Here is a 25,120-nt window from a genome sequence, read left to right on the forward strand (position 1 = left end):
CGGATCAGATGAGGACGCGGCCGACCATGCGTGCGTACATCCGGCCGGGGCTGGGGACCGACGACGGGTGGAGGAAGCCGGGGAGCATGGGGAGGTCCACGGCGAAGGGCTGCAGGCGTTCGTAGAGGACGTCGGCGCCCACGGGCCGGTTGTCGGGGTCCTTCTCCAGGAGATCCTCGATCAGGCGGTTCAGCTCGGCGGGGACACCGGGGACCGCGGGCGGGCGCTCCTTCACCTGGCGCTCGAACACGACGTACTCGGTGGGGCCGGTGAACAGCTGCTCGCCCGTCAGCATCTCGTGCATCACGCAGCCGAGCGCGTAGAGGTCGCTGCGGGGGCCTGACAGGCCGCTCTGGATCTGCTCGGGCGCCATGTAGGCGGGGGTGCCGAGGATCTGGCCAATCCGGGTGAACTGGGTGGAGTCGGCCTCACGGAGCATCGCGAGGCCGAAGTCCAGGACCTTGACGCTCCCGTCGGGGCAGAGCATCAGGTTCGTCGGCTTGAGGTCGCGGTGGTAGATGGACAGTGCGTGGGCGGCCGACAGGACGGCGCAGGCCTGGGCCGCGATCGCGGCGGCCCACGGGACGGGGAGCGGGCCGTGCTCGCTGACCAGGTCGGCCACGGTGACGCCCTCGATGAACTGCATCACCTGGAACAGCCGCTGGTCGAAGGTGCCGAAGTCGTAGAGCACCGGGGCACCGGGGTGTTCCAGCTTCGCCAGGATGCGGGCCTCACGCAGGAAGCGCCGGTTCAGCTCCTCGTCGGGGCCGGTGAGAAGCTTCAGGAATTTAACGGCCACCCTGCGGTCGAGGTGCTTGTCGTGACCGCCGTAGACGGCGCCCATGCCCCCCTGGCCGAGAGGGAGGTCGTCGAGTTCGTAGCGGTCTCCGATGACCATCGACCCTCCCAGACTTGCGGGCATCACACCCGTTGGTCGCACGGCCGGAGATGGCCGTCGACCAGTCCGTCAAAGCCTAGCCGGATCAGGGTTTCTCCCAGTGTTCTCGTCTCGCGCAGTCTGTCCTCCAATGCGAACAACTCGCGGAAGGCGGTGCCGTACCGCCGTTGGTCGGGCAGGGGCAGCATCGGCACCCGCGCCCGCCGCACGTCGAGGCGGCTGGAGCTGGGATGGATCCTGGCCCCGTCGGCGGAGCGCAGGAAACCGGCCAGGAAACCGGGGTCGAGCCGCTGCGGATCCACGCGATAGAGGGTGACCTGCGGGCCGAGCGCCGCGTCGCTCTGTGTGATCATCCGTACGGTGCCCAGCACGGTGGTCACGACGTCACCGGGTTTGATCATGACCAGGGCCGGATCGAGGGTGGTCCGTCCGGAGGGGGACGTGCCCGCGGCGATGTCGTCGGCGGTCAAAACCGGGAGAGGACCCTCATCGGCGGACATCTTGGGCGGGGCTTGGAGAATAGCGATCAAACCCGCCTTGGCCAGCTCTCCGATGGTGGTGGTCGGCAGGTCCTGCCGTTCGTCGAGCAGCTCAAGGGAGGGTGGCGCGTCCGACAGCATGGCCGAGGTGCCCCTGAACCTGGCCAGCGCGTCGGTGAAGTCCCGCAGGAAGTCCAGGCCCCCCTGCTGCGGGCGATGCCTGGCCGGGTTGAGGTCCACCTCGTCGTCGAGCAGGTCGATGATCCGCACCGTACGGCTGTCGCCGGACAGCTCGGCCTCGGGGTTCTCCATGTAAGCGCGCCAGGCGGGCTCCACGATCGACAGGTCCTCGCTGGCGTCCACCACCAGGAGCTGGGACGGGGGCCGCGTACCGTTGGGGCGGCGGAGCACCCACAGGTCGGGGCCGCCGGGCGCCAGCGTCACCACGGCCCGCAGCGCCCCGGCGCGGAGCAGGTTGCCCCGGATCCGCTTGCCGGGACGGCGGCTGGCCGCCGCGGTGGGCATCAGGATCGCCACCAGGCCTCCCGGCTTCACGTGGGCCAGGCAGTGCTGCACCCAGGCGAGCTCGGACTCCCCTCGCGGCGGCAGGCCGTACTCCCAGCGGGGGTCGGCGGCCAGGTCCTCGTAACCCCACGCACGCTCGTTGAACGGCGGGTCACAGATCACGGCGTCGGCGAGGTCGCCGGCCAAACCGTCCTCGCGGAGGGAGTCGCCGGCGACGATCCGCGCCTCGGCGCCCCGGAGCAGCACCCGGACCGCGGAGAGCAGCGCGTTCGTCTCGTTGATCTCCTGGCCGCGTGAGGACTCAGCGTGCAGCAGCAGGGTCCCGATACCGCACGCGGGGTCGAGAACGACCCCCTTCTCCTGGACGGCGAGCCGGGTCATGAGCTCGGCCACGTCGTCCCGGGTGATCGAGAGCTGGCGGGAGTGGGCCTCGACGTAGCGCTCGCAGAGGAACTCGAAGGCGTCCAGCGGCCCGCGCTCGGCGGCCAGCTCGGCGATCAGCCCGACGAGGGCGAGGTCGTCCAGGCGCAGGTCGGGGGAGCCGGGAAGATCGGCTGTCACGGTGGCCATGCGGGAGAGGGACCTCGTGCCGTGATCACGCCAGGCTCCGGGCTCGCGGTGCAGGAACAGCAGGAACGCGCCGGCCCTGCCCACCAGATCTCCCAGGCGCAGGTCGTCGACCGAAGTCCGTAGCCGCTGCCAGACCAGGTCACCGAGGGAGACTTCAAAAGATTTGCCATTTGCACGTAACCATGCGGCAATTTCGGGCAGAGAGAAGAGAGGGCTGGAGGCGGTGCCGCCCACCGGCTGGGGGAAGTCCTCATGGCGGCGGCGCCAGTTGCTTACCGCTGCCCTGCCGACTCCGGCGAGCCGGGCGATGTCGCCCGCGTTCACGGTGATGTCCTGGCGCTCCTCCATATTGGGTCACAGTAGTTCACTGTGCCGCAACGGTCTACAGGAACTTTGCTTGTGAAGTGCCTCAACCAATGCTTTACTGCCTTCATGGCACTGAACGAAGCATTGGCACTGCGCTATGCGGCCCGCTCTGATGTAGGCGTCCGCCGCGAGGCGAACGAGGATTCGGGCTACGCGAGCGCACGCCTGCTCGCCATAGCCGACGGTATGGGTGGTCATGCGGGCGGAGAGGTCGCCAGCTCACTCGCCGTCACGGCGATGGCGGCGTTGGACGAGAGCCTTCCGGAGAGCGGTGTCGACCTGCTGGCCGCGCTCAAGGACGCGGCCAAGGGCGTGAACCACACGCTGCGTGACATGAGCGAGCAGGACCCCACGCTGCGCGGGATGGGCACCACCCTGACCGCCATGCTCTGGGACGGTGCCACCTTCGCATTGGCCCACGTCGGCGACTCCCGCGCCTACATGCTGCGCGACGGCGCCCTCTACCAGATCACCCACGATCACACCCTTGTCCAGTCGCTGGTGGACGAGGGGCGGATCACCCTGGAGCAGGCCGCGGAGCACCCGCGCCGATCCATGGTGCTGCGGGTCCTCGAGGGCACCGGCGACGGTGAGCTCGATCTCTCCCTGCGCGAGGCCTATCCGGAGGACCGCTACCTTCTCTGCTCCGACGGCCTGACCGCCGTGGTCGGTCCCGAGACCATGTTCAACACGCTGAGCGAGATCTCCGATCCCGACGAGGCCGCCCGGTGGCTCATCGACCTGGCCAACCGGGGCGGTGGCCCCGACAACATCACCTGCATCGTGGCCGACTTCTGCGCGCCCACCGGTGCCCCCGCGGCCTCGCTGATCGTGGGTGCCGCGGCGGAGAGAAAGTTCGCCGTCTGACGTCCGTCTCCCCGAAGAGGCCGGTGTGAGTCGTCCACACCGGCCCTCGTGGTTCGGGCCGTGGGGGAGGGCGTCCCTCGAACAGCCGGGCGGGAGCCGGTCCCGGCTGTGGGAGCACGTTCCGTACCGCCGTTCGGCGGCGTGAGGCCGGTCCCCGGCCGTGGGAGCGCGTCCTCCGCAACGGGGAGTGCGTCAGGGACGCGGGCGGTTCACCATGTTCTCCGTAACGGAGAGTGGATCAGAGGCGCGGGCGGGTGTTTACCAGGATTTGCCGGTGATGCGCTCGTACGCTTCGAGGTAGCGCGCCCGCGTGACCTCCACGACCTCGGCGGGCACCTCCGGTGCGGGCTCCTTCTTGTCCCATCCCGTGCCGGTCGCCCAGTCGCGGACGTACTGCTTGTCGAACGAGAACTGCGTGCGGCCGGGCTTCCAGTCGTCGGCCGGCCAGAACCGCGAGGAGTCCGAGGTGAGCACCTCGTCACCGAGCATGAGCGTGCCGTCCGCGGCCCAGCCCAGCTCGATCTTGGTGTCGGCGATGATGACGCCGCGCTCGGCGGCGAGCTCGGACCCCCGCCTGTAGACCTCCAGCGTGATCCGCCTGAGCTCCTCGGCGACCTCGGCGCCCTCCTGGGCGACCACGTCGTCGTAGGTGATGCCCTCGTCGTGCTGGCCGAGTGGCGCCTTGGTGCTCGGGGTGAAGATCGGCTCGGGGAGCTGTGACCCCTCCACCAGGCCGGGAGGAAGCGACACCCCGGAGATCGAACCGGTCGCCCGGTAGTCCTTCAGCCCCTGTCCCGTCAGGTAGCCGCGGGCGATGCACTCGACCTGGACCATCTTCAGCTTCCGGCACCGTACAGCGCGTCCCTCGAACTCGGCGGGCACGTCGGTGGCCGAGATCACATGGTTGGGCACGATGTCCGCGAGCTGCTCGAACCACCACAGCGACAGCCGGGTGAGGATCTTCCCCTTGTCCGGGATGGGTGTGGGCAGGATCACGTCGTACACCGACACCCGGTCGGAGGCCACGAGGATGATGTCCCCCCGGTCCTCGTATACGTCGCGGACCTTCCCGGAGTGTAGAAGTTTCACGCTGTTCCCTGCTCTCGCGCGATCCCGTGGTCGCAGGAGGACCGGTGATCGCTGAATCGACACACTCATCGCACTCGATGACGGAGACCGTTCCGGTGGGCGCGGGGCCGACCGGCAACCAACAGACTAGTCGTCCGGCCGGGAGCGCCATCCCCGCAGGTACGGGGTCGGCGCCGTCACCGCGACCTGGGCGGTTCTCCGGCGCCGGCCGCGCTTCCGGGAGCACGAGTGATCTCCGTGGTCCTCCCGTGCCCGGACCTCCGGGATCGCGAACGCTGTCGGCCGCCGATCGTCTCCGGGATCACGAGCACGGTTGGCAGCCGGTCGCCTCCGGCCGGGTCCCGGCCGGGCCGCAGCGCTCGGTGAGCGGGAGTTGCGGGGCGGGGAACAGGTCGCCGGTCAGTAACGCCGCCGCGTGCGTCGCGGCGGCGAGGATGTCGGCGTCGTCGGCCTCGGTCTCATGGGAGGCCATCACGGTGATGTGCACGCTGAGCAGGGCCATCCGAACGCGCAGGCGTTCCTGGAGAGGTGCGTCGGGACCCGCGATGATCTGGGTGGCCTTCTCCATCCGCTGCTGGATGGTGCCCCGGTCCGTATGCAGGGCGGCGCGTACCGCGGTCTGGTTGACGGCCGCGAAGCGCATGACCGGCAGCCCTCGGCCGACGGCCAGCGCGAGCCATCCGCCGAGAAGTTTCGAGGACAGCTGCGGGGAGTGCGGCTGGGCGGCGGCCCAGGCGAGCAGCTCGTCGAGCGCGTTCAGATGCTCCTCGAAGAGGCTGAGGATGATCGCCTCTTTGCTCGTGAAATGGTAGTAGAGCGCGGCCTTGGTGATGCCGAGCTGCTCGGCGATCTCGCGCATCGAGGTGGCGTCGTAACCGTGCTCGGTGAACAGGGCCAGCGCGACGTCCCCGATCTGTGCCCGCGTGTCCTCGCCCTTACGCCGCATACCCCTCAACCGTTCCGCCTTCTTCATCTATGTCGTGATTTATTCCCATCTTCGCACATTTGCTAACCGGCCGGTAAGTAAGTACGGTACTTACCGGCCGGCTAGTTAAATTGAGTGGAGAAGGTGCAGTGGTAACGAAGGACGGAACGACAGGGGCGGCGGCTTCGCCGGTTTCGGCGGCGGAGGTGGCGGCACCGGCAGAGGCGGGGGGACTGGGGTTCAGTCACCGTCAAATCATGATCACGATGAGCGGCCTGGTCATCGCCATGCTACTGGCGATGCTGGACAACATGATCGTCGCCCCGGCGCTGCCGACGATCGTCGGTGAACTGGGCGGACTGGACCACCTGGCGTGGGTGGCAACGGGATACATTCTGGCCTCCACGGTGTCCACACCGATCTGGGGCAAGCTCGGCGACCTGTACGGCCGCCGCATCATTTTCATCTCCTCCGTAGTGATCTTCCTGGTCGGCTCGGTGCTGTGCGGCATGTCCCAGGACATGACGCAGCTGATCGCCTTCCGCGCGATCCAGGGCCTGGGCGCCGGCGGCCTGATGGTCGGCGTTATGTCGATCATCGGCGAGATGATCCCGCCGCGTGACCGCAGCAAGTACCAGGGCCTGATGATGGCCGTCATGCCGGTCGCGATGATCGGCGGCCCGCTCATCGGCGGGTTCATCACCGACAACCTCGACTGGCGCTGGGCCTTCTACGTCAACCTGCCGCTCGGCGTGGTCACCCTGGTCGTCTGCTGGATCACCCTCGGCAAGCTGCCGAAGGGCGCGGGCAAGGCTCGCATCGACTGGCTCGGCTCCGCCCTGCTCACCGTGTGGATCACCGCACTGGTGCTGATCACCAGCTGGGGCGGCGTCCAGTACGACTGGGGCTCGGCGCAGATCCTCGGACTCGCGGCGCTCACGGTGGTCGCGTTCGTCGCCTTCATCGTCGTCCAGCGTCGTGCCGCTGAACCGATCATGCCCCTGCGGGTCTTCAACAGCCTCAACTTCAACCTGGCCGGGGGGCTCGCCTTCATCTCGGGCTTCGCGATGTTCGGCGCCATCGGCTTCCTGCCGCAGTTCCAGCAGTTCGTCCAGGGCACCTCCGCCACCAACAGCGGCCTGCTGCTGGCACCCATGATGGTCTCCGCGATGATCGTCAGCCTGGGCGGCGGTCTGCTGATCAGCAAGACCGGGCACTACAAGGCCCTGCCGATCGCCGGCACCGTTCTCATCACCATCAGCCTGGCGCTGTTCGCCACCATGGACGTCAACACCTCCACGTTCATGTCCGGCGTCTACATGGCGATCCTGGGCGCGGGCATGGGCGGGCTGATGCAGACCAGCACCCTCATCGCCCAGAACAGCATCGAACTGCGTGACATGGGCGCGGGCACGGGTGCCTCCACCTTCCTGCGCAACATGGGCAGCTCGCTCGGCATCTCCCTTCTCGGCGCGGTCTACGTCAACCACCTGACCGACTCGCTGGTCGGAGCCGGAGTGAAGGACATCAGCACCTCCGCCACCTCCATGACTCCTCAGTCCCTGCGTGCCCTGCCGGAAGCGGCCCGGCACATCTTCCAGCAGGCCGTCACCGACGGCGTCACGGCGCTCTTCATGTGGGGCGCGGTGGTGGCCGCCGTCGGCATCGTCATCGCCGTGTTCATCCGCCAGGTCCCGCTCCGCGGCGGCCCCGCGGCCGCGATCAAGGAAGCGGAGCTGGTGGAGGCCAGCGCCTGAGCTGACCCGCGCCACTCCTTGCTTCCCCAACCTCCTTATCGACGTTCCTGAAGAGCCGAGCAATCGACGTCCCTGAAGAGACGGGCACACGGGCTTCGCCGGCCCGTGTGCCCGCCCTCGACGCCTGAGCCCCCTGGCCCGATCCGTAAGAAACACGCACCGGCGGTCATCTTCGCCGGGCGCTCCCGCAGGAAACCCGAAGTCCAGAGGGTCTCAGATGCTCGACATAGTGCTTCCCTCCGCGCCGCTCGCCGCCTACCTGGTCATCTGGCTGGTGTCGTCGCTGGATCTGTTCATCCCGATCCTGCCGCCCGGCACCCTGCTGCTGGCCGGGGGCGCCCTGGCCGCCCAGGGCGACCTGAATCCCATCCTCCTCGGCACGATCGGGGCCTTCGGCGCGTGGACCGGCGACCTGGCCGGTTACCGGCTCGGCCGCCGGATCGCCCGCGGCCTGGCCCACCTTCACCCCGAGGCACACCCCCGGAAGAGCGAGTCCCGCTGGCAGGGGTGGATCATGCGGCACGCGTTCCTGGCACTGCTGATCGCTCGCTACCTCCCGGCGGGCCGGACGGTCGCCGCGACCACCGCGGGACGGCTGGCCCACCCCTGGCGCGCCTACACCCTGGCGGCCCTGACCGCCGAACTCCTGTGGGCCGGTCCCGCGGTCCTGCTCGGCTATCTCGGCGGACAGTTCATCCCGGTGGAGTTCATGCTCGGTGCGGCACTCGGAGGCATCGTCCTCACCGTGCTCGCCGCCCTCCTGCGCCACCGGCGCACCGCCCGCCGTAACGGCTCGGCGATTCCAGAGTCATAGCCAAGGGCCAAGCAGTCGGAGTTCAACGGTGTCGATCCGGCTCCGGTCGGCGAGTCATGATCACATCGCGGGCCTGACGGCTATCGGCGCGCGCCCACCCAGAGGAGACCAACGCCCGGATCTGGAGTCCGTACCGGTTGGTTCCGGCGTGGACGGCGGCTTCGAAGACCGTCGCACCATGCCTCATTCGTCCTGTTATCCGATGGGATTCACCTGTTCGCCCTGGACCGTACTTCAGCGTTCGAATATATCGATGAGTAATGCCTCAACCACGGATGGCATGGGCTTTCATGATCTTCTACCTCTTGCGTTTTTCGCAAGTGGTACGTAGAATTTTTCCATGGCCGGGGATATGACAGGGGCGCGTGTGCGCCAACTGATTGCAGAAAGCGGCCTTACCCAAGCGGTCTTCGCCAGCAAGGTAGGGCTTGAAGAATCCAAGATGTCCAAGTCGCTGTCAGGCGTTCGAAGGTTCACCTCGCTCGACCTGGCCAGGATCGCCGACCTGTGTGGTGTGTCCGTCGACTGGCTCCTCGGTGCGAATCCTATGACCCCCTCCGTGGCCGCAAGGACTTCGACGGCTCCCCTGACCGCGTCTGATGCCGCAATCCGCGAAGCTGAACGCCTCGCGCAGATGCGCGCGGACCTTGCGTTCCTGGGCTACCGGCAGGATGTGCCGAAATTTCGACGGGCTCGCACCTTCCTTCTCAGCGTGGATCAGGGACGTGATCTGGCTGTCCACGCCACGGAGCACGCCGCGGCCAGAAAGGTCACGCTGTGGCAGAGCAGGGACCTGGCTGAAGCGGTCGAAGCCGCATTCGGTGTGGACGTGCGAGTCCATCGTCTCCCCGACGGCTTTGACGGACTGTCGTGGGTCGACGAAGAGTCATCGCTCATTGTGGTCGGAACGTCCGAGTTCCCCGCTCGCCAGAGGTTCACCATCGCTCACGAGCTGGGGCATCTCCTGGCGGGAGATGATCAAGGGCTGCACGTCGACGCGAACATTCAGGATGCCGTGCACAAGCGGAAGCCCTCAGAAATGCGCGCGAACGCGTTCGCTGCGGAACTTCTCCTTCCAGGAGACATCCTCAAGGAGGAAGCGGCCCATACGACGTGGTCACGAGAGGCTTTCGCCCGGCTTGCCTGTCGGCTTTGGGTGTCGCCGAGCACGCTCGCCTGGCGACTGTTCAACCTCGAGCTGATAGATCGGAGCCTCTGTGACTCCTTCAAGGCGATGACGGCCGGGGACGCGGCAGGGCTGGCAGGGTCTTTCGAATCGTTCGGCGAGTGGCTCCAGCATGCCTCCACGCCACGGATTCCCAGCTTGTTGGTGCGTGCTACCGCTCAGGCGTACGCAGACGGCAAGGCGACACTTCGACCGTTCGCGAATCTGATCGGTCTTGACACCGACACGCTGAGGCAAGCCATCAGTGACACGAGAGAGGACTCCCCCCTCGCGTTATGACCTGGTACTGGTTCCCCGACAACACAGTGCTGTGCAATTTCGCATCCGTATATCAGCTCCCACTCCTGCGAGAGATTTTGTGCGAGCGTGGACGCTGGACCGAAGCGATAGCCTACGAAGCGAGTAGGTCTGCACATGTCTACCCCGACCTCAAAACCATTGCCCCAGATGGATGGCTCGGCAAGCCGATTGAGATCGACGACGCTCGCGAGGTCGAACAGATCAACCGTGTTCGACGGGCAGTGTTCGGCGGTACGGATCAAGAACCACTGAAGCATCTCGGTGAGGCGCAGACCTGTCACGTGATCCGAAATTGGAAAGATTACGATGGCTCATTCTGGATCACTGATGACCGTGATGCGCAGGAGTACGCCCGCAGCGTGGGAATCACAACGCGAGACACCGCAGAGCTGATCAGCGAAGGCATCAGCGATGACGTTTGCACGCGCGGCGACGGCTTCAAACTCCTTCAGCTCATGAGACAGCGAGGCAGGCATCTTCGAATTCCGGCGAACCAGGCACAGCTCTAGTCCTTTCATCGGGCGTGGCCTTGTCATGCCGGGTGAGATACAGGTAGCGGGTGGCGGTCTCTGTCACGGTGGGCTCTCCTGTCAGGGTTCGGAGGACAGGCGGTCGGCGGCGTGCTCGATGGCGGTGCTCACCCGGTCGGCGAGCAGGCCGACCGCGCCCACGGCCCGGGCCATCGGGTCGTCCTCGGCGCCGCCGAGGGCCTGGGACCGCAGGTAGGCCGTCTTCACCTCGGCCCACCTCCTGACCTGCTCGGGTGTCATGGTCCCCCTGAGTTCGGCCAGCTTGAGCAGGTTCGCCTCGGCCCCCGAGGTGAGGGTCTGGGCCTCGCCCAGATAGTGGTCGTCGATCAGGATCTCCAGCTCGGCGTCGTTCATCACGGGCACGACGCGGGCGGCGAGTTTGTTCATGTTGCGGTAGGACCCCTGGAGCTGGAACGGAGGCTCGGTCCGCGAGGAGTCGGCCTGGGCGGCCGAGGCGATGTAGGCCCTGTTGTTGGCCAGGACCACCCGCTGGATCCGCAGCAGCTTGCGCAGGACGGTGAGGATCTGCTCCAGCTCGACCGAGGAGTACGGGTGGGACAGCTGGTCGGCCCGGACCCCGGAGTCACCCTGCGCCAGCCGTATGAGGAGCCGGATGTCGCCGCGGTCCCTGGCGGCGAGCGGGGCGAGGATCGGGTTGGACGTCAGCGCGTTGTCGACGTAGCTCAGCGCGAACAGCTCGTCCCTGCCCGACAGCACGTCGCCGAGGTTCCACACGTCGGCGCGGTTGGCCAGCATGTCGGGAATGCGGAACCGCTTGCCCGACTCGGTGTACGGGTTGCCCGCCATGCAGACCGCGAAGCGCTTGCCACGCAGGTCGTAGGTGCGGGCCCGGCCCTCCCAGACGCCTTCCATCCGCCGCTGGCCGTCGCAGAGGGAGATGAACTTCTGCAGCAGCTCGGGGGAGGTGTGCTGGATGTCGTCGAGATAGAGCAGCACGTTGTTGCCCATCTCCAGGGCGAAGGAGATCTTCTCGATCTCCTGACGCGCCGTCGCGTCGGGAGCCTCCGCCGGGTCCACCGACGTCACCAGGTGTCCCAGGGCCGGACCGTTGACCTTCACGAAGATGAGGCCGAGGCGGCTGGCCACGTACTCCATGAGGGTGGTCTTGCCGTAGCCGGGCGGGGAGATGAGCAGCAGCATCCCCATCTGGTCGGTCCGCTTGGCGTCACCGGTCGCGCCGAGCTGCTTGGCCAGGTTGTCGCCGATGAGCGGCAGGTAGACCTGGTCGAGCAGCTCGTTGCGGACGAAGGAGGTCATGACCTTCGGCTGGAACTCCTCCAGGCGCAGGCGCCCGCGCTCGGTGGCGACCAGCTCGTTGCGCCGCTTCTGGTAGGCGCGGTAGGCGGGGACGCGGAGGTCGCGGAAGTTCCGGGTCCGGGCGAGGAACTCGTCCAGGCGCAGGTCGAGTCTGCGCCCGGTGATCCGCGGATGCGCGCCGAGCAGGCCTTCGACCGTGGCGGTCAGGGCCGCCGACGAGTCGTGCCGCGACACCTCGCACAGCTGTACGGCGACCGCCTCCGGCAGCTCGGCCGAGGTCGAGGCCGAGGGCTCGAAGGAGCCGAGCCAGGCGCGGGCCAGCTGGTGGCGCCTGGGGAGGTCGTCCCCGAGTGCCCGCAGGTCGTTCTCGAACTCCGTGCGCGACGGCCCCAGCACCCGGTCGAAGCGTTCCAGCAGCGACCGCGCCCCGGCGCTCGTCACGAACCCGAACGGCCGGCCGGCCAGCTCCTCGAAGAGATACTCCCCGGCCAACGCGGAAACGCCCTCGCCGTGCTGTCCCGTCGCTCCGTGACCCGTCGTCCCGTGCCCGGTCGCGTCGCGCTCCGTTCCGTTCCGCCCAGCCGTGCCGGCCGTCGCCGGGGCGGGCGTGTGGTCCTCCAGGCCGTGTATGAAGGTCGCGACGGCGGAGCCCAGCGCCCCGCGGATCTCGTCCACCGCGTCCACCCGGCCGAACAGGGCGCGCGCCCGGGCCAGCGACACCGCCCGGGTGGTCCAGGTCAGGCGGGCGGCCTCGTCGGCGCCGAAGGCCCAGAAGAGCTGTGCGGCGGCTCTCGCCGCCGGGGGATAGCGGAGCAGGCCGGCGCCCGCGTGCAGGCGCAGCAGGGCGCTCAGGATCGCCGCGGCGTCATGGTCGTGGACGCCTCGCTCGTAGCCCTCGTCGTAGCGGCTCTCCGCCACCCGGCGGACGATCGACTGCAGCTCGCCCTCGGTCACCGCCGCCTCGTGCAGCGCGTCGAGGGAGACCGCGGACTCGCCCACGTTCAGGGTGCCGGCCTCGGCGGCGGCCAGGATCCAGGCGGCCAGATGCTCCCCCCGATACACCTCGGCCGACTCCGAGACCAGCAGCTGGTTCCAGAACGGCCTACTCGCCGCGAAGGTCTCGTCGCGCACCGGCGAGCGGTAGTCGGTCCCCGTGACGGCGAACGCCATCCCGTCCTGGTGGGGGACCAGAGTCAGGTCGGCCGCCTGGGTGTTGACCGCGAACAGGTGCCGTCCGAGCCGGATGGTCTCGCCGCCGTCGGAGTAGAGGTCCAGCCGGTCGCGCAGGGCGCGGCCCGCCTCCTGCCGGGCGGACTTGATGCGGCCTTCGAGCTCCTCCGCGCGGACCTGGTCGCCCAGCGCGCGCAGCTCTCCGGCCACGCCCCGCAGCTTGACCACCATCGGGTCGGACCCGAAGTAGGTGTTGATCTCATCCGGTGACTTCAGCCCGGCCACCCGGCGTCGCACGCCGGCCAGGAGCCGCGTGGCGGAGTCGGCCAGGCGGTCGGCTCGGCGGGCGCGCTCGTCCAGCAGCGACTGCCTGCGCGAGGAGAACGCCTCGTAGACGTCCTCCCGCTTGGAGGTCAGCTGCTCCAGGAAGTCGTCGAACTCGGTGAAGCGCGACTCCAGGTTCTCCAGCTGGAGCATCAGCCGGCCCAGCTGCTCGTCACAGCGCTCGGGGGTGTCGGCCATCGCCAGTGCCCCGGTGATGGCCTGCCCCAGCAGCGCGAACTCCGCGCCGAAGGCGGCCCGGCCCTCGCTCGCCAGCAGCTCCCCGCGACGCGCGTCCAGGGTGGCCCGGGCGCGGTTGACCCCGCCGAGCACCTCGCCGACCCGCTCCAGGATGGCCGTCCGCACGGTCGCGTCGGCGATGTCGAGCGTGCCGACCACCTCGATCACGACCTCAAGCCCCTGCGCCTGGCCGCCCAGTCGCTCGCCGATCGGCCCGGCCTCCGCCACGGTCACGATGGCGCTCGCGTCGGAGACCAGCCGTTCGACCTCCGTCCGGTAACCGGCGAAGGCGTCCTCGCCCTGCAGGAAGCCGGCCGCGCGCCGCGCGGTGCTGCCGAGTTCGGCGTCGAGTTCGGCGCCCAGCTCCTCGATCCGGGTGAGGTTCACGTAACGCAGCTCGCGCAGGGTCACCAGCCGCCCCTGGGCCCGCCGCAGATCGGCGAGCTGGGTGACCCACGCCTGAGCGGAGCGAGGCGCCTCGCCGCGTGCCCGCCGCAGGAGCGCGGTGATCTCGACGGCGGCGTTCTCCAGCGCGGTCGCGGCCTGCTCGGTGAGCGACTGGACGTTCTCGAACTCGTCCAGCACCTGCTCGGCGCCGGCCCGCACGTCGGTCAGCGGTCCCCGGAGCCCGTGCTCGCCCAGCCAGTGGTAGTGGTCGAAGATCCGGGCGCAGGCGGCGATCAGCGCTTCGAAGACGGGGATCGACGGCGCCATCTCGTCGACCATCCGGGCCACCGACAGGCAGTCGGAGATCCCGCGCACCAGCTCCGCGTTGCCGATCCGCTCCAGCGGACCGCTCCCCGCCGGCTGGGCGGCGGCGTAGACGTCCGACTGGTACGGCGTCTGCCAGACCTGCATCGGGTGGACGCGGGTGGGCTCGTCGGAGGTCGCCCTGAAGACGACCAGGGTGCCGTCGTCGAACAGCGAGTAACCGTGGCAGGAGAAAGGCGTCGCCACCTGCTTACGGATCACGTTGTACGGCAGCAGCAGCGACCGGCCCTCGCTCCGGGCGTGGAAGACGTAGAGCACGTCCTCGCCGTTGGCCGAGCGGATGACCCGCTCGAACTCCAGGTCGGAGACGTCGGTGTCGAAGGTCTTGCCGATCCCGGTGGACAGGTGGTAGCCGCCGGGGAAGATGATCCCCTGGTCCTCGGGAAGACGCTGGCAGGCCTGGCCGATGCCGTCGAGGCGGACCACGCCCTTGGTCTGGGTGTTGAAGACCAGGTGCCGCCATTCGGCCTCCTTGTACGGCCGGATGCGCAGCAGGATCAGCGGGCCGATCCTGGCGTGGTACACCTCGGCGTCCGCGAGGCTCTGCAGCGGCTCGGCGACGGGTTCGCGGTAGACGCCCTCGCCGCTCTCCGTGTTGTTCTCGACCTTGATGGTGAGGTCGCCGCCGATGGTCTCGACGAACACCTCGCCCTGGATCGAGATGTGCGGGTGGCGGCCGGGCACGTGGTCGTCGCGGGTGGCCGCGACCCACTCGAAGTCGTGGGACGGCGGGAACGTGTGGTCGCGCTCGCCGCGGTCGTCGATGTAGGTGAGCGTGCCGTCCACCCCGACCTGCCAGCGCAGCACCCGCGTGTCCTGGGGGCCGGTCTGGAAGACGGCCAGCATCTTGCCCTCGATGCGGCGGAGCTGGACCAGCCGGGTCTCCCGGTAGTAGCGGTAGAGCTCGGCGAAGTCCCGCTCGAACTGCGGATCGCGGAACATCGGCGCGGGATCGAACCGGAACGCGTCCCCGTTCCCTTCCCCGCCCCGGCCTTCGCTCCCACTCCCATCCCCGTCCCGGCCACCGTTCCCCGCACTCCGTACGAACGTGTGCATGGAGAAGACGTCCTCGACGGCCGTCTCCGGTTTCAGCCCGATGAACACGTTGTAGCCGAACAGCATGAGCCCGCCGATCGACACGATGTCGCGGGGCACGCAGTTGTTCTCGGTGCGGATCCGTTCGGTGCCGATGAGGCGGAGCTCGGCCCCGCCGAACACCTCCAGGCGCTCGGCGTTGAGCGCCTCCGCCTGCCGGGCCAGCTCGGCGGCCTGCTCGGTGAGCCGGGCGCGGAGCACCTCGTAGGTGCCCGCGTCCAGCTCCGCGTGTCCGCTCGGCGCCTTGGCGGCCGCCTCTGTCGTCTCTGTCATGGACGGCGCCGCTATTTGTCGGAGTTGAGGGAGTTACCGGAGTGCAGGGCCGCGACCGGCGCCTCGGCGACGCCGAGCTTCTGCGCGTCGCTCAGCAGGTCACGCAGCCTGTCCGCGTCGGGGCCGCCCTCCTTGATCAGCTTCACCAGCAGCGCGGAGAGCGAGAGGTTCCGCACGTCGGCGGTGTCCAGCGAGCCGAGCATCTTGGTCAGGTCGGCGGGCAGGCTCGCCGAGCCGTCCAGGTACGGCCCGGCCAGCGTCTGAGCGGTCTCGGAGTGCTGCATGAAGCCGTCCACGCTCTTGCCCATGGTGATCGAGCCGATCAGCCGGTCGAAGAACACGCTGTCGCCGCCGACGATGTCGATGTTGGCCTTCGACAGGCCGGCCGACAGTACGGCGGCCTGCGCCTCGGCGACCTTGAGCTGGACGTTGACCCCGGCGAGGCGGATCTCCTTGTCCGCGTCCAGCCGCAGACGGAACTCCTCGTGGGTGCGGCTCGCGTCGTTGAACGCGGCCATCGCCGCCGCCTTCTCGGTGAGACCCTCGGCCTCGGCCTTGAGCTTCTCGCCGACCCCGGACGCGGCGGCCAGGGCCATGGCCTGCTCGCCCTCCGCCTCGGCCTTCAGCTTCTCGCGGATCGACGTGGCGTTCGCGAGGGCCTTGGCCTGGTCGCCCTCGGCGGTCGCCAGGGACTTCTCCCGCTCGACCATTGCCTCGGCGCGGCCGACCTTCTCGATCGCCGCGGCGTCCCGCTCACGCACCTGCACCTCGGCCAGGCCGACCGCGGCGGCCTCCGCCTGGATGCCCTCGGCGAGGCGGATCTTCGCGCGGGTGTCGAGCTCGGCGGCCTGCTGGCGGGACTCGGCGAGCACCAGGATCTCGCGTGCCCTGTGCTTGGACGCGGCCTCGGACGCCTCCGCCGCCTTGATGTCCTTGACCAGGCTCTCCTGAGCCTCGGCCTCGGCCTGGATGATCACGGCCTGACGGGTCCGCTCGGCCTCCTCGACCACCCGCAGGCGCTTGATGCTCTCCTCCTGCTCGGCGACGGTCTTCTCCACCACGATCCGCTCCCGGATCACCTCGGCGATGGAGCGCTTCTCGCCTTCGAGCTCCTTGTCCTTGGAGATGCGGGACAGCTCGGTCTCGCGCTCGCGGGAGATGACCTCCATCATGCGGTCCTTCTCGATCCGCTCGGTCTCGATGGCGATGACGCGCTCGCGGTTCTTCGCCGCCACGGCGATCTCGCGGGCCTGGTTCTCCTTCTGGACACCCAGCTGCTCGTCGGTGCGCAGGCCGGCCGAATGGGCCTTGAACCGCTCCTCGGCCTGGACCTTGGCGGTCTCCGCCTGCTCGCGGGCGCGCATGGTCTCGACCTCGCGCTTCTGCTTGGTCTCCGCGTCGTGCTGGCGGCGCTCCAGCTCGAGGATGGCCTCCCGCGCGTCCACGTTCTGGCGGGTGATCTCCTTCTCCTCGTGCCGCTGGTACTCGTTGGTCCGCACGTGCTCGATCGCGGTCAGTTCAGTGATCTTACGGATGCCCTGCGCGTCGAGGATGTTGGCCGGGTCGAGCTTGGAGAGGGGAGTCTGCTCCAGGAAGTCGATGGCCGCGTCCTCGAGGCTGTAGCCGTTGAGGTCGGTGCCGATGACCTGGATGATCTGGTCGCGGAACTGGTCGCGCTGGGTGTAGAGGTCCACGAAGTCGAGCTGCTTGCCGACCGTCTTGAGCGCCTCGGAGAACTTGGCGCTGAACAGCTCCTGCAGCGTCTCCTGGTCGCTGGCCCTGGCGGTGCCGATGGCCTGGGCGACCTTCACCACGTCCTCGGCGGTCTTGTTGACGCGGACGAAGAAGGTGATCCGGATGTCGGCCCGGATGTTGTCCCGGCAGATCAGGCCCTCGTGGCCGGTCCGTTCGATCTCGATGGTCTTCACCGAGATGTCCATGATCTCGGACTTGTGGAACACGGGCAGGACGACCGCGCCGGTGAAGGTGACGTCCACCTTGTTGATCTTGGAGACGATCAGCGCCTTGCCCTGTTCGACCTTGTAGAACAGGCGGCTGACCATGAAGAGCAGGCCGATGGCGACGAGAAGGATGACGGCTAAGAGGATGCCGAATCCGGTGGAGATGACGTCCATGTGGTCCCTCGGTTAAATAGGACGGTCGGGGTCGAGTTCCGCGGCGTACGGCATCACCCAGAAAAACTCGCCGGGGGAGTCATAGGCGAAGATCAGGGCGGTGCTGCCGGCGGCGAAGACGTCGTCACCGGTCTGGCGGACTTGCACGAGGGCGGATGAACCGTCGGGGGAGGTGACCTCGGCCTGGCCGAAGTTCTCGCCGACACGACCCGTGCGGATGACGCAGGTACGGCCCACGAAGTCGGCCCGGGAGGGGACGCGCTCCTTCGGGATGACACGCCTCAGGAACAGCACGATCAGCCGGGTGAACACCCAGGCGCAGACCAGTGCCGCGATCAGTACGGCGATCAGGGCGGGGAGACCGCTGAACAGAACGCCGCCCACCAGGCTGGCGAACCACGCGGTGACGACCAGCAGCGAGACGACCACGGCGACCGGTATTCCGCCGAGCCCCAGACCCGCCGCCCATCCGGTGAAGCCCGTCGCCCCGGTTCCGTCACTGTCGAACTCGATCCCACCGAATACGGCGATCAACCAGTAACCGAGAACAACCAGAAGCAGAAAGGTGAAAAGGACGGTCGGAAAAGCCAGTACGGCCTCGATGAACTGGGTCATCGGTGTGTGAGATCCCCCTGCCGACGTGCCTGACAATGCGCTCCCCCGAGCACATGTGCATGACTATATACACATAAAGATCGGGTAAAGGGAATAGTTCCCTAAATTGGAGCTATGTCCGTCTGGGGCTCGCCGAGCGCCCCGGAGGCACAGAAAAGCCGAGGAGTCGGAGCCGGTGCTCCAGACCCTCGGCTTCGGGGGAGAGTGTCAGGCGGGCCGGGTGACCATGTAGGCGAGACCGATGAGGATCACGACGGGAATGAGCCATACGATCGCCTCGATGGCGAATTCCTTGTACATGAGGACCATCCTTCGGAGTGGCAATCGGAGAGGCGCGCAGAACCGACGATAGCGGCTGCTTCCCGCCGCGACCAGAACCGGCCGATCACAGCTTTCAGAAGGAATGGAGGCGTGCCCCGCCGGGGCGCGGGAAGGGCACTCGCGGATCGCGTGAAAACGGCCCGGCCTTTATTGAAGACGAGCCGCCCGCGACCTATGAGGGGTTGGCCGAACCGACCACCGTGGGAGTGCCCATGGCGGGGCCTTCGACCACGTCGGCGACCACGCAGGTGATGTTGTCCGGCCCTCCGGCGTCGCAGGCGAGCTGGATGAGCTGCCGGATGACCTCGTCGAGGTCGTCGAACTCCGCGAGCACGTGGCGGAGCTGGACGGCCTCCACCACCCCGGACAGGCCGTCGGAGCAGAGCAGGTAGCGGTCGCCGACCTCCGCGTCCCGCAGGGAGAGGTCGAGCTCAAGGTTGTCGCCGCCGTCCAGCACCTGGAGCAGGATCGAACGGTGCGGATGCCGGGCGGCCTCCTCCGGGGTGATCCGCCCGTCGTCCATCAGGGTCTGGACCAGGGTGTGGTCGTAGGTGATCTGGTAGAGATCCCCGTTGCGGAGGAGGTAGGCGCGGGAGTCGCCGATGTGGGCGAGGGCGACCCGCGAGCCGTTCCAGAGCATCAGGGTCAGGGTGGTGCCCATGCCGGTGAGGGTCGGGTCCTCCTTGACCAGGTCGCGCAGGCGCTGGTTGGCCTTGCGGACCCCCGCCTCGGCGGCGGCGGCCAGGTCGCCCGGGCACTCCTGGTCCAGGGGCGCGATCGTGGCGATCGCCGCCGAGCTGGCGACCTCCCCGCCCACGTGGCCGCCCATCCCGTCGGCGACGGCGAGAAGCCGGGCGCCGGCGTAGGCCGCGTCCTCGTTGCCTTGCCGGACCCGGCCGACATCGGAACCTGCCGCATAGCGGAGCGTGATCATCTGCACACCACTGGAACGTCGAGTTGCACGAGCTAGCTGCTTTCGGACAGTTGGGAGGGGCATGGGGCGAACCGAGATGTTCCACGATCCACTGAACACCATGGTGGCGCAAGCGGCCTGGGGAAGTGTTGCCACATCTGTTGACAGCTGTGGTGGCGCGTAAGCTGTTCGATGCCCCGGGCAGTACCGGGAATTCCCCACCTTACGCATGGCTAGGAGACAAGGAAATGGCCGCGATCATTCAGGAGGCGGCGCGCCGCCGCACGTTCGCGGTGATCAGCCACCCCGACGCCGGTAAGTCGACCATGACGGAGGCGCTGGCGCTGCACGCGTCCGCGATCACCGAGGCCGGCGCGGTGCACGGCAAGTCCGGGCGCCGGGGAGTGACCTCCGACTGGATGGAGATGGAGAAGGCCCGAGGCATCTCCATCACCTCCGCCGCGCTCCGGTTCGAATACCGCGGCCACATGTTCAACCTGGTCGACACCCCCGGTCACGCCGATTTCTCCGAGGATACCTACCGGGTGCTGGCCGCCGTCGACTGCGCGGTCATGTTGCTCGACGCGGCCAAGGGCATGGAGCCGCAGACCCTGAAGCTGTTCGAGGTCTGCAGGCACCGCAAGATCCCGGTCATCACGTTCGTCAACAAGTGGGACCGGCCGGGGCGTGAGGCACTGGAGCTGCTGGACGAGATCCAGGAGCGGACCGGCCTGAAGCCCACGCCGATCACCTGGCCGATCGGCAACGGCGGTTTCTTCCACGGGGTGGCGGACCGTGCCGCCGACCGTATCGTCCGTTACACCCGCACCCCCGGCGGCGCCACCAAGGCCATCGAGACCGACCTGAGCGCCGAGCAGGCCCAGGCGGAGCTGGGAGAGGACTGGGAGCGGGCCAAGGACGAGATCGACCTGCTCTCGGCGATCGGCTCCAATCACGACCAGAAGACGTTCGAGGCGCACGAGTCCACCCCGGTGCTGTTCGGCGCCGCGCTGTCCAACTTCGGCGTCGGCCGCCTGCTGGACGCGATGGTGGACATCGCCCCGGCTCCCACCCCCCGGCCGGACGTCAAAGACGACCCGCGCCCGCTGGACGAGGCGTTCTCCGGGCTGGTCTTCAAGGTGCAGGCCAACATGGACCCCTCCCACCGTGACCGGATCGCGTTCGTCCGGATCTGCTCGGGCAAGTTCGAGCGCGGCATGGTGCTGACCCACGCGGCCACCGCCCGCCCGTTCGCGACGAAATACGCGCAGTCGGTCTTCGGCCAGGAGCGCGCCACGATCGACGAGGCCTTCCCCGGCGACGTGGTCGGCCTGGTGAACGCCAGCGCCCTGCGCCCCGGCGACACGCTCTACGACGGTCTGGCCGTCGAGTTCCCGAAGATCCCGAGCTTCGCGCCCGAGCACTTCTCCACCGCCCGGGTCCGGGACTCCAGCAGGTCCAAGCAGTTCCGCAAGGGCATCGAGCAGCTGGACGCCGAGGGCGTGGTCCAGGTCCTGCGGTCCGACGTCCGGGGAGACCAGTCGCCGGTGCTCGCGGCGGTGGGACCGATGCAGTTCGACGTGGTCAAGCACCGGATGGCCGTCGAGTTCAACACCGAGATCGCGATGGACAGGCTCGACTTCGGCATCGCCAGGCTTACCGATGCCGAGTCGGCGCCGATCCTGGCCCGCCAGCGCGGGGTGGAGGTCTTCACCCGGACGATCGACGGAGCCCTGCTGGCGCTGTTCACCGACGAATGGCGCATGCGAGGCGTGATGCGCGAATATCCGGACCTCATTTTGAACGCCCTGCTCGCCGACACACGCGGCTGATCGGCCCGTACGGCCCGCAGCGGGGGATCCCGGTGGGGGCCGTACGTGGTGAAATATGTTCTTATGAGTGCGATTAAGTGGGGAATTCTGGCGACCGGTGGGATCGCCGGCACGTTCACCGAGGACCTGAAGCTTCTGCCGGACGCCGAAGTGGTGGCGGTCGGATCCAGGACGATCGAGTCCGCCCGGGCCTTCGCCGACAGGCATGACATCCCCAGGGCGCACGGCAGCTGGGCCGAGCTCGCCGCCGACCCCGACGTGGACATCATCTACGTCGCCAACACCCAGAACGCCCATTACGACGCCGTGGTGACCTGCCTGAACGCGGGCAAGGCCGTACTGTGCGAGAAGGCCTTCACGCTCAACAAGGCCGAGGCCGCCAAGCTGATGGACCTCGCGCGGGAGCGGAGGCTGTTTCTGATGGAGGCCATGTGGATGCGCTGCATCCCGGCCATCCGCAAGATCGCTGAGCTGGTCGAGGGCGGTGCGCTCGGCCAGGTCAACACCGTCCACGCCGATTTCGGGATCTCCTTCTCCGTCGGTCCCGAGCACCGGCTCCGCGCTCCCGAGCTGGGCGGCGGCGCGCTGCTCGACCTCGGCGTCTACCCGATCTCCTTCGCCTACCTCATGCTCGGCGACCCCACCAACGTGCAGTCCTGGGCGCGGCTGACCCCCGAGGGTGTGGATGAGAATACGGGCATGCTGCTCGGCTACGAGAACGGGGCGGTCGCCCTGCTCTCCTGCGGCATCAGCACCTCCAGCCCGGTCACCGCGTCGGTCTCGGGTCCCCTCGGCCGCATCGAGGTGCCGAACGGCTTCTTCCACCCCGACACCTTCACCCTGTATCCCACGGACGGCGAGCCGCAGACCTTCCACGTCCCCTTCGAGGGGACCGGCATGCTGCACGAGGCCGCCGAGGCCATGCGCTGCCTGCGGGAGGGGCTGCTGGAGAGCCCGCTGGTGCCCTGGCAGGCCACGCTCGACGTGATGGGCATCATGGACGAGGTGCGCTCGCAGGTGGGAGTCCGCTATCCCGGCGAATGAGCCCCTGGGACGTTCGGAAACTCCGGGGCGATCTGGCGCTCTACCGGTTTGACGGCCCAGACGTGCTCCAGCGGTCCAGACAGGGTCCAGGGGTGTGCCCAGGCCGTCCAGACAGGGCCGGGTAAGTCAGAGGTCTAGACGCGGCGCCACTCGTGGCGGTCCAGGAAGGCGCGGTCACCGGTGGCGTACTCGGTGAAGGCGTCCTGGACCGCCTCCAGGTCTGGGACATGGGTACGGAACATCAGATCCTTGGTGCTGTCCCGGTATTCCAGCTCGTATCCCGAGATCTCCGGGGAGCTCTGGATGAAGTGCTCGCCGAAGACGACCAGCGCCATGAACGGGTTCTGCGGGGACAGGGTGGCGAGCGCGTCGGAGATGAGCTGGAGGTCGGGGTTGACCACGATCATCCCGTCGCCCGTGCGCATCTCCATGGCGGGGTTGACGCCCAGCGGACCCAGATTGTGCACGAGCCCGCGCTGCGGGTCGTAGCAGACCAGCTCGCACTCGGCGGCCAGGGCGAAGGCCTCGCCCGACACCTCGTCGGCCCGCTCCAGGTCCACGGTGACCAGGGCGTGGGCCGGCGAGAGCTGCTCGGCCTCGGGCAACAGCCCGGCGAACGTCGCCACCCCGGGATGCGCCGTCGCGGCCCCCGGCTCCCCACGGCGGAGCGCCTGATAGACGTTCTCCGCGTACTCCTTGGTGATCGGCTTGGGCTCGTGCCAGACGGCCAGTTCGAAGCTCACGCCTCCATCATCCCGCAGGCCGTCTTCCGGGCCGGGCCGTCCCCGACGGTCACGCCGGGTGTCGCCTCCCCTGGACTCCGTCCAGGCCTTCCCCATCTGGGACCAGGGCACCGTCCTCGCCGGCCTGGCCTTCAGGCCACATCTGGTCGCGGAGGAATCGGCTGTTCGGCGGAGAGCCGGACCGAACAATCAATTCGGTCCGGCTCTCCATCGTAAATGATCAGCTCTCCAGCTTGTCGCTGGTGAAGCCACTTATGCCGACCACAAAGCCGTCCCACTCGTCGGCGGAAAAGACGACCAGCGGACCGTCATCCCCATCTTCGCTATTGCGCACCCCGACGTAACCATCCTGGTAAGCAATCTGCGGGCATTGACCGCCGTTGCAGGGGATGGTCTTCCAGACGGCCCCTTGAAACGTGGGTCGCTTCATGATGCGCTCCCTCTCTGCGGGGTCGGCAGATGTGCGTCGAGCTCCGCGCCAAGAGAAGGTTAACTCATTTCGGCCCAGCAGCCGGGCTTGAGTGGCCGTTGTCAACTGGAGAGGCAGGTGAGATGCGCTAATGAAGCGATTCCGTGATCTCTCCTGATTTGATGCTGTGAATGAATGCTCGCCAATCTTCTGGCGCAAACCGAAGCACGGGACTGTTTTCAGCTATCTTATTATCACGCATTGCAATTCTACCGTCGGGAAGGCTGGCAACCTCCACGCATTGGCCATTGTTGCAAGCACGTGCGGATCGCCATGCGATATCTTGGCTGATCGCGGGTTGCAGTGACGTCATTGTCGCCTGATTCTTGTTGTGAGTTGTGACGGAGATTCTCCAGCCCTAGCCGTCAATTTTAAACGAGTCGCGGGTCTGGAGTATGAGAGCCATCGATGCTCTTGGGTCCAGGGCAACGGCTCGTAAGCGATCGATCGCCTCCCTGTAGGGCGCGATGTCAGTGGGCTTTTCAAGATAATTGACTGTGGTCAAGTTTTCAAGATAAATAATATCAGGGGTCGGTAGGTCTGGAATATTAAAAAGGACAAAAGAATTGTCAAGTCCCATGTAGGGGCCGATCGCGAGCGGTACAACCTGAATGGTTACATTTGGTAGCCCGGCTACTTCGATCAAGCGGCTCAGCTGCTGATGCATGGTGTGGCCGTCGCCTACCGGGCGCATCAGAACGGCCTCGTCGAATACTGCCCAGTATTGCGGGGGATCTTGTTGGCGAAGAATTTCCTGACGCTTTATTCGAGCCTGGGTGCGGCTTTCCAGAACTTCTTGCGTCATTCTGGGCAGCATGGCTCGTATGAGCGCTCGCGCGTAGTCCTCGGTTTGCAGAAGACCAGGAAGGAATGCTGTCTGGAATTCGCTGATCGAGGTTGCCGTTGTTTCAATATTGATGTAATCGCGGACTTTGTCTTCGGCGGCGGTGAGTCCGTACTCCTGGATCAGCCCGGGCTGTTTGGCCTCTCGGGCCATTTCCATCAGCTCGCCGATTTTCGTCTGATCGGTGATCCCGTAGAGCACGCATAGATCGCGCACATCTCGGGGGATGGCACCACGCTGGGCGGTCTCAATGCGGCTGATCTTCGCTGGTGAACATTCGATGCCGTCCGCGGCCTCCTTGATGCTGAGTCCGGCGCTTTCGCGAAGTTCTCGCAAGCGGGAGGCCAACTGGCGACGACGGAGCGTGGGGGTGGATCCGGCCATCATCACTCACCCTCTTTCGGTACTCGCCAAGGGCACATTCGTATGGCACTTGCCAGGAGTGTTGCTGCCACCATACAGCGTCCTGCAAGCAATGACCCCATATCCCGGCAATCATGAAGTACTCAATTTCCCAGGTCGAACGGTCATATAGGACATAAGGGATATCCGATAACCATGCAAGGTGACGGCCGAAACCACGATGATGGCAGATTCGATTGGCACTTGCCAATGGCGATTTCCGAGCGCAAGCTGCAAGTGAGACAGAAAAGTGGGCCAGAGAGGAGAAGAGGCACAGAACGCGAGCTGGGCCGATGTTTGCGGCATCGACCCAGCTAGAGAGATCACCTAGCCATGGACAGGCGAAAG

19 protein-coding genes are annotated in these 25,120 nt (G+C 67.3%); 7 read left to right on the plus strand and 12 right to left on the minus strand.

The annotated features are described in order from the left end of the window. Positions 1-4: 4 nt before the first annotated feature. On the minus strand, positions 5-898 hold the full coding sequence (locus CHC08_RS33420; protein WP_089211374.1) for a serine/threonine-protein kinase: 894 nt from the start codon (positions 896-898) through the stop codon (positions 5-7). Between the two features lie 23 nt (positions 899-921). Beyond that, entirely contained in the window at positions 922-2,820 is a 1,899-nt protein-coding gene (locus CHC08_RS33425; RefSeq protein WP_089211375.1) for an N-6 DNA methylase, read from the minus strand. An 84-nt stretch (positions 2,821-2,904) separates the two neighbouring features. Between CHC08_RS33425 and CHC08_RS33430 the strand changes: the two genes are divergently transcribed. Beyond that, a complete protein-coding gene (locus CHC08_RS33430; RefSeq protein WP_089211376.1) occupies positions 2,905-3,705 on the plus strand; it encodes a PP2C family protein-serine/threonine phosphatase in 801 nt (266 codons plus the stop codon). Positions 3,706-3,963: 258 nt separating this feature from the next. Here CHC08_RS33430 and CHC08_RS33435 read toward each other — a convergent pair whose 3' ends face one another. Both CHC08_RS33435 and CHC08_RS33440 read right to left on the minus strand, forming a co-directional pair. Then, the gene (locus CHC08_RS33435) at positions 3,964-4,794 is read right to left on the minus strand and encodes a phosphoribosylaminoimidazolesuccinocarboxamide synthase (RefSeq protein WP_089211377.1); all 831 of its coding nucleotides are present in this window, start codon (positions 4,792-4,794) and stop codon (positions 3,964-3,966) included. A 301-nt stretch (positions 4,795-5,095) separates the two neighbouring features. Then, a complete protein-coding gene (locus CHC08_RS33440; protein WP_089211378.1) occupies positions 5,096-5,767 on the minus strand; it encodes a TetR/AcrR family transcriptional regulator in 672 nt (223 codons plus the stop codon). A gap of 209 nt (positions 5,768-5,976) precedes the next feature. Between CHC08_RS33440 and CHC08_RS33445 the strand changes: the two genes are divergently transcribed. The 4 genes from CHC08_RS33445 (at position 5,977) to CHC08_RS33460 (ending at position 10,285) form a co-directional block, all read left to right on the plus strand. Continuing rightward, positions 5,977-7,476 (plus strand): MDR family MFS transporter, encoded by a 1,500-nt coding sequence (locus tag CHC08_RS33445; protein WP_089211379.1) that lies wholly within the window; start codon positions 5,977-5,979, stop codon positions 7,474-7,476. A 217-nt stretch (positions 7,477-7,693) separates the two neighbouring features. Continuing rightward, positions 7,694-8,290 (plus strand): DedA family protein, encoded by a 597-nt coding sequence (locus CHC08_RS33450; protein WP_089211380.1) that lies wholly within the window; start codon positions 7,694-7,696, stop codon positions 8,288-8,290. 352 nt (positions 8,291-8,642) lie between these two features. Further along, positions 8,643-9,755: an XRE family transcriptional regulator gene (locus CHC08_RS33455; RefSeq protein WP_245878718.1), complete on the plus strand. Its 1,113-nt coding sequence runs from the start codon at positions 8,643-8,645 to the stop codon at positions 9,753-9,755. Further along, entirely contained in the window at positions 9,752-10,285 is a 534-nt protein-coding gene (locus CHC08_RS33460) for an alkaline phosphatase family protein (protein WP_089211382.1), read from the plus strand. The genes CHC08_RS33455 and CHC08_RS33460 overlap by 4 nt, the downstream gene beginning before the upstream one ends. Positions 10,286-10,366: 81 nt before the next feature. On the opposite strand, the gene CHC08_RS33465 is transcribed toward CHC08_RS33460, so the two are convergent. The 4 genes from CHC08_RS33465 to CHC08_RS33480 form a co-directional block, all read right to left on the minus strand. Continuing rightward, positions 10,367-15,454 carry a DNA repair ATPase gene (locus CHC08_RS33465; protein ID WP_089211383.1) on the minus strand — a complete coding sequence of 1,696 codons (5,088 nt, stop codon included), beginning with the start codon at positions 15,452-15,454 and terminating at the stop codon, positions 10,367-10,369. 11 nt (positions 15,455-15,465) lie between these two features. Next, positions 15,466-17,589: an SPFH domain-containing protein gene (locus tag CHC08_RS33470; protein WP_089211384.1), complete on the minus strand. Its 2,124-nt coding sequence runs from the start codon at positions 17,587-17,589 to the stop codon at positions 15,466-15,468. Between the two features lie 12 nt (positions 17,590-17,601). After that, positions 17,602-18,204, minus strand: coding sequence for an OB-fold-containig protein (locus CHC08_RS33475; RefSeq protein WP_089211385.1), 603 nt, complete (start codon positions 18,202-18,204; stop codon positions 17,602-17,604). A 493-nt stretch (positions 18,205-18,697) separates the two neighbouring features. Beyond that, positions 18,698-19,459: a PP2C family protein-serine/threonine phosphatase gene (locus CHC08_RS33480; protein ID WP_089211425.1), complete on the minus strand. Its 762-nt coding sequence runs from the start codon at positions 19,457-19,459 to the stop codon at positions 18,698-18,700. A 227-nt stretch (positions 19,460-19,686) separates the two neighbouring features. Here CHC08_RS33480 and CHC08_RS33485 point away from each other — a divergent pair, with 227 nt between their 5' ends. Together CHC08_RS33485 and CHC08_RS33490 are read left to right on the plus strand one after the other, a co-directional pair. Then, positions 19,687-21,270, plus strand: a complete 1,584-nt coding sequence (locus tag CHC08_RS33485) for a peptide chain release factor 3 (protein ID WP_089211386.1) — start codon at positions 19,687-19,689, stop codon at positions 21,268-21,270. A 63-nt stretch (positions 21,271-21,333) separates the two neighbouring features. After that, complete coding sequence (locus tag CHC08_RS33490; RefSeq protein WP_179282353.1) at positions 21,334-22,314, plus strand: Gfo/Idh/MocA family protein; 981 nt, start codon at positions 21,334-21,336, stop codon at positions 22,312-22,314. Positions 22,315-22,448: 134 nt separating this feature from the next. Here the strand turns inward: CHC08_RS33490 and CHC08_RS33495 are convergent, their stop codons facing one another. The 4 genes from CHC08_RS33495 to CHC08_RS33510 all read right to left on the minus strand — a co-directional run bounded on the left by CHC08_RS33495 (position 22,449) and on the right by CHC08_RS33510 (position 24,757). Further along, positions 22,449-23,057 (minus strand): hypothetical protein, encoded by a 609-nt coding sequence (locus CHC08_RS33495; RefSeq protein WP_089211388.1) that lies wholly within the window; start codon positions 23,055-23,057, stop codon positions 22,449-22,451. Positions 23,058-23,277: 220 nt separating this feature from the next. Beyond that, on the minus strand, positions 23,278-23,487 hold the full coding sequence (locus CHC08_RS33500; RefSeq protein WP_089211389.1) for a DUF397 domain-containing protein: 210 nt from the start codon (positions 23,485-23,487) through the stop codon (positions 23,278-23,280). Between the two features lie 127 nt (positions 23,488-23,614). Further along, complete coding sequence (locus CHC08_RS33505; RefSeq protein ID WP_089211390.1) at positions 23,615-23,839, minus strand: DUF397 domain-containing protein; 225 nt, start codon at positions 23,837-23,839, stop codon at positions 23,615-23,617. A 45-nt stretch (positions 23,840-23,884) separates the two neighbouring features. Beyond that, entirely contained in the window at positions 23,885-24,757 is an 873-nt protein-coding gene (locus CHC08_RS33510) for a helix-turn-helix domain-containing protein (RefSeq protein WP_245878714.1), read from the minus strand. Positions 24,758-25,120 lie beyond the last annotated feature (363 nt).

The sequence above is a fragment of the Streptosporangium subroseum genome, from assembly GCF_900188345.1.
Taxonomy (GTDB): domain Bacteria; phylum Actinomycetota; class Actinomycetes; order Streptosporangiales; family Streptosporangiaceae; genus Streptosporangium; species Streptosporangium subroseum.

Coding starts and splice junctions, on each gene's coding strand:
- CHC08_RS33420 (WP_089211374.1), bottom strand. CDS start 898: ATGGTCATCGGAGACCGCTACGAACTCGACGACCTCCCTCTCGGCCAG.
- CHC08_RS33425 (WP_089211375.1), bottom strand. CDS start 2,820: ATGGAGGAGCGCCAGGACATCACCGTGAACGCGGGCGACATCGCCCGG.
- CHC08_RS33430 (WP_089211376.1), top strand. CDS start 2,905: ATGGCACTGAACGAAGCATTGGCACTGCGCTATGCGGCCCGCTCTGAT.
- CHC08_RS33440 (WP_089211378.1), bottom strand. CDS start 5,767: ATGAAGAAGGCGGAACGGTTGAGGGGTATGCGGCGTAAGGGCGAGGAC.
- CHC08_RS33445 (WP_089211379.1), top strand. CDS start 5,977: ATGATCACGATGAGCGGCCTGGTCATCGCCATGCTACTGGCGATGCTG.
- CHC08_RS33450 (WP_089211380.1), top strand. CDS start 7,694: ATGCTCGACATAGTGCTTCCCTCCGCGCCGCTCGCCGCCTACCTGGTC.
- CHC08_RS33455 (WP_245878718.1), top strand. CDS start 8,643: ATGACAGGGGCGCGTGTGCGCCAACTGATTGCAGAAAGCGGCCTTACC.
- CHC08_RS33460 (WP_089211382.1), top strand. CDS start 9,752: ATGACCTGGTACTGGTTCCCCGACAACACAGTGCTGTGCAATTTCGCA.
- CHC08_RS33465 (WP_089211383.1), bottom strand. CDS start 15,454: ATGACAGAGACGACAGAGGCGGCCGCCAAGGCGCCGAGCGGACACGCG.
- CHC08_RS33470 (WP_089211384.1), bottom strand. CDS start 17,589: ATGGACGTCATCTCCACCGGATTCGGCATCCTCTTAGCCGTCATCCTT.
- CHC08_RS33475 (WP_089211385.1), bottom strand. CDS start 18,204: ATGACCCAGTTCATCGAGGCCGTACTGGCTTTTCCGACCGTCCTTTTC.
- CHC08_RS33480 (WP_089211425.1), bottom strand. CDS start 19,459: ATGATCACGCTCCGCTATGCGGCAGGTTCCGATGTCGGCCGGGTCCGG.
- CHC08_RS33485 (WP_089211386.1), top strand. CDS start 19,687: ATGGCCGCGATCATTCAGGAGGCGGCGCGCCGCCGCACGTTCGCGGTG.
- CHC08_RS33490 (WP_179282353.1), top strand. CDS start 21,334: ATGAGTGCGATTAAGTGGGGAATTCTGGCGACCGGTGGGATCGCCGGC.
- CHC08_RS33500 (WP_089211389.1), bottom strand. CDS start 23,487: ATGAAGCGACCCACGTTTCAAGGGGCCGTCTGGAAGACCATCCCCTGC.
- CHC08_RS33505 (WP_089211390.1), bottom strand. CDS start 23,839: ATGACGTCACTGCAACCCGCGATCAGCCAAGATATCGCATGGCGATCC.
- CHC08_RS33510 (WP_245878714.1), bottom strand. CDS start 24,757: ATGATGGCCGGATCCACCCCCACGCTCCGTCGTCGCCAGTTGGCCTCC.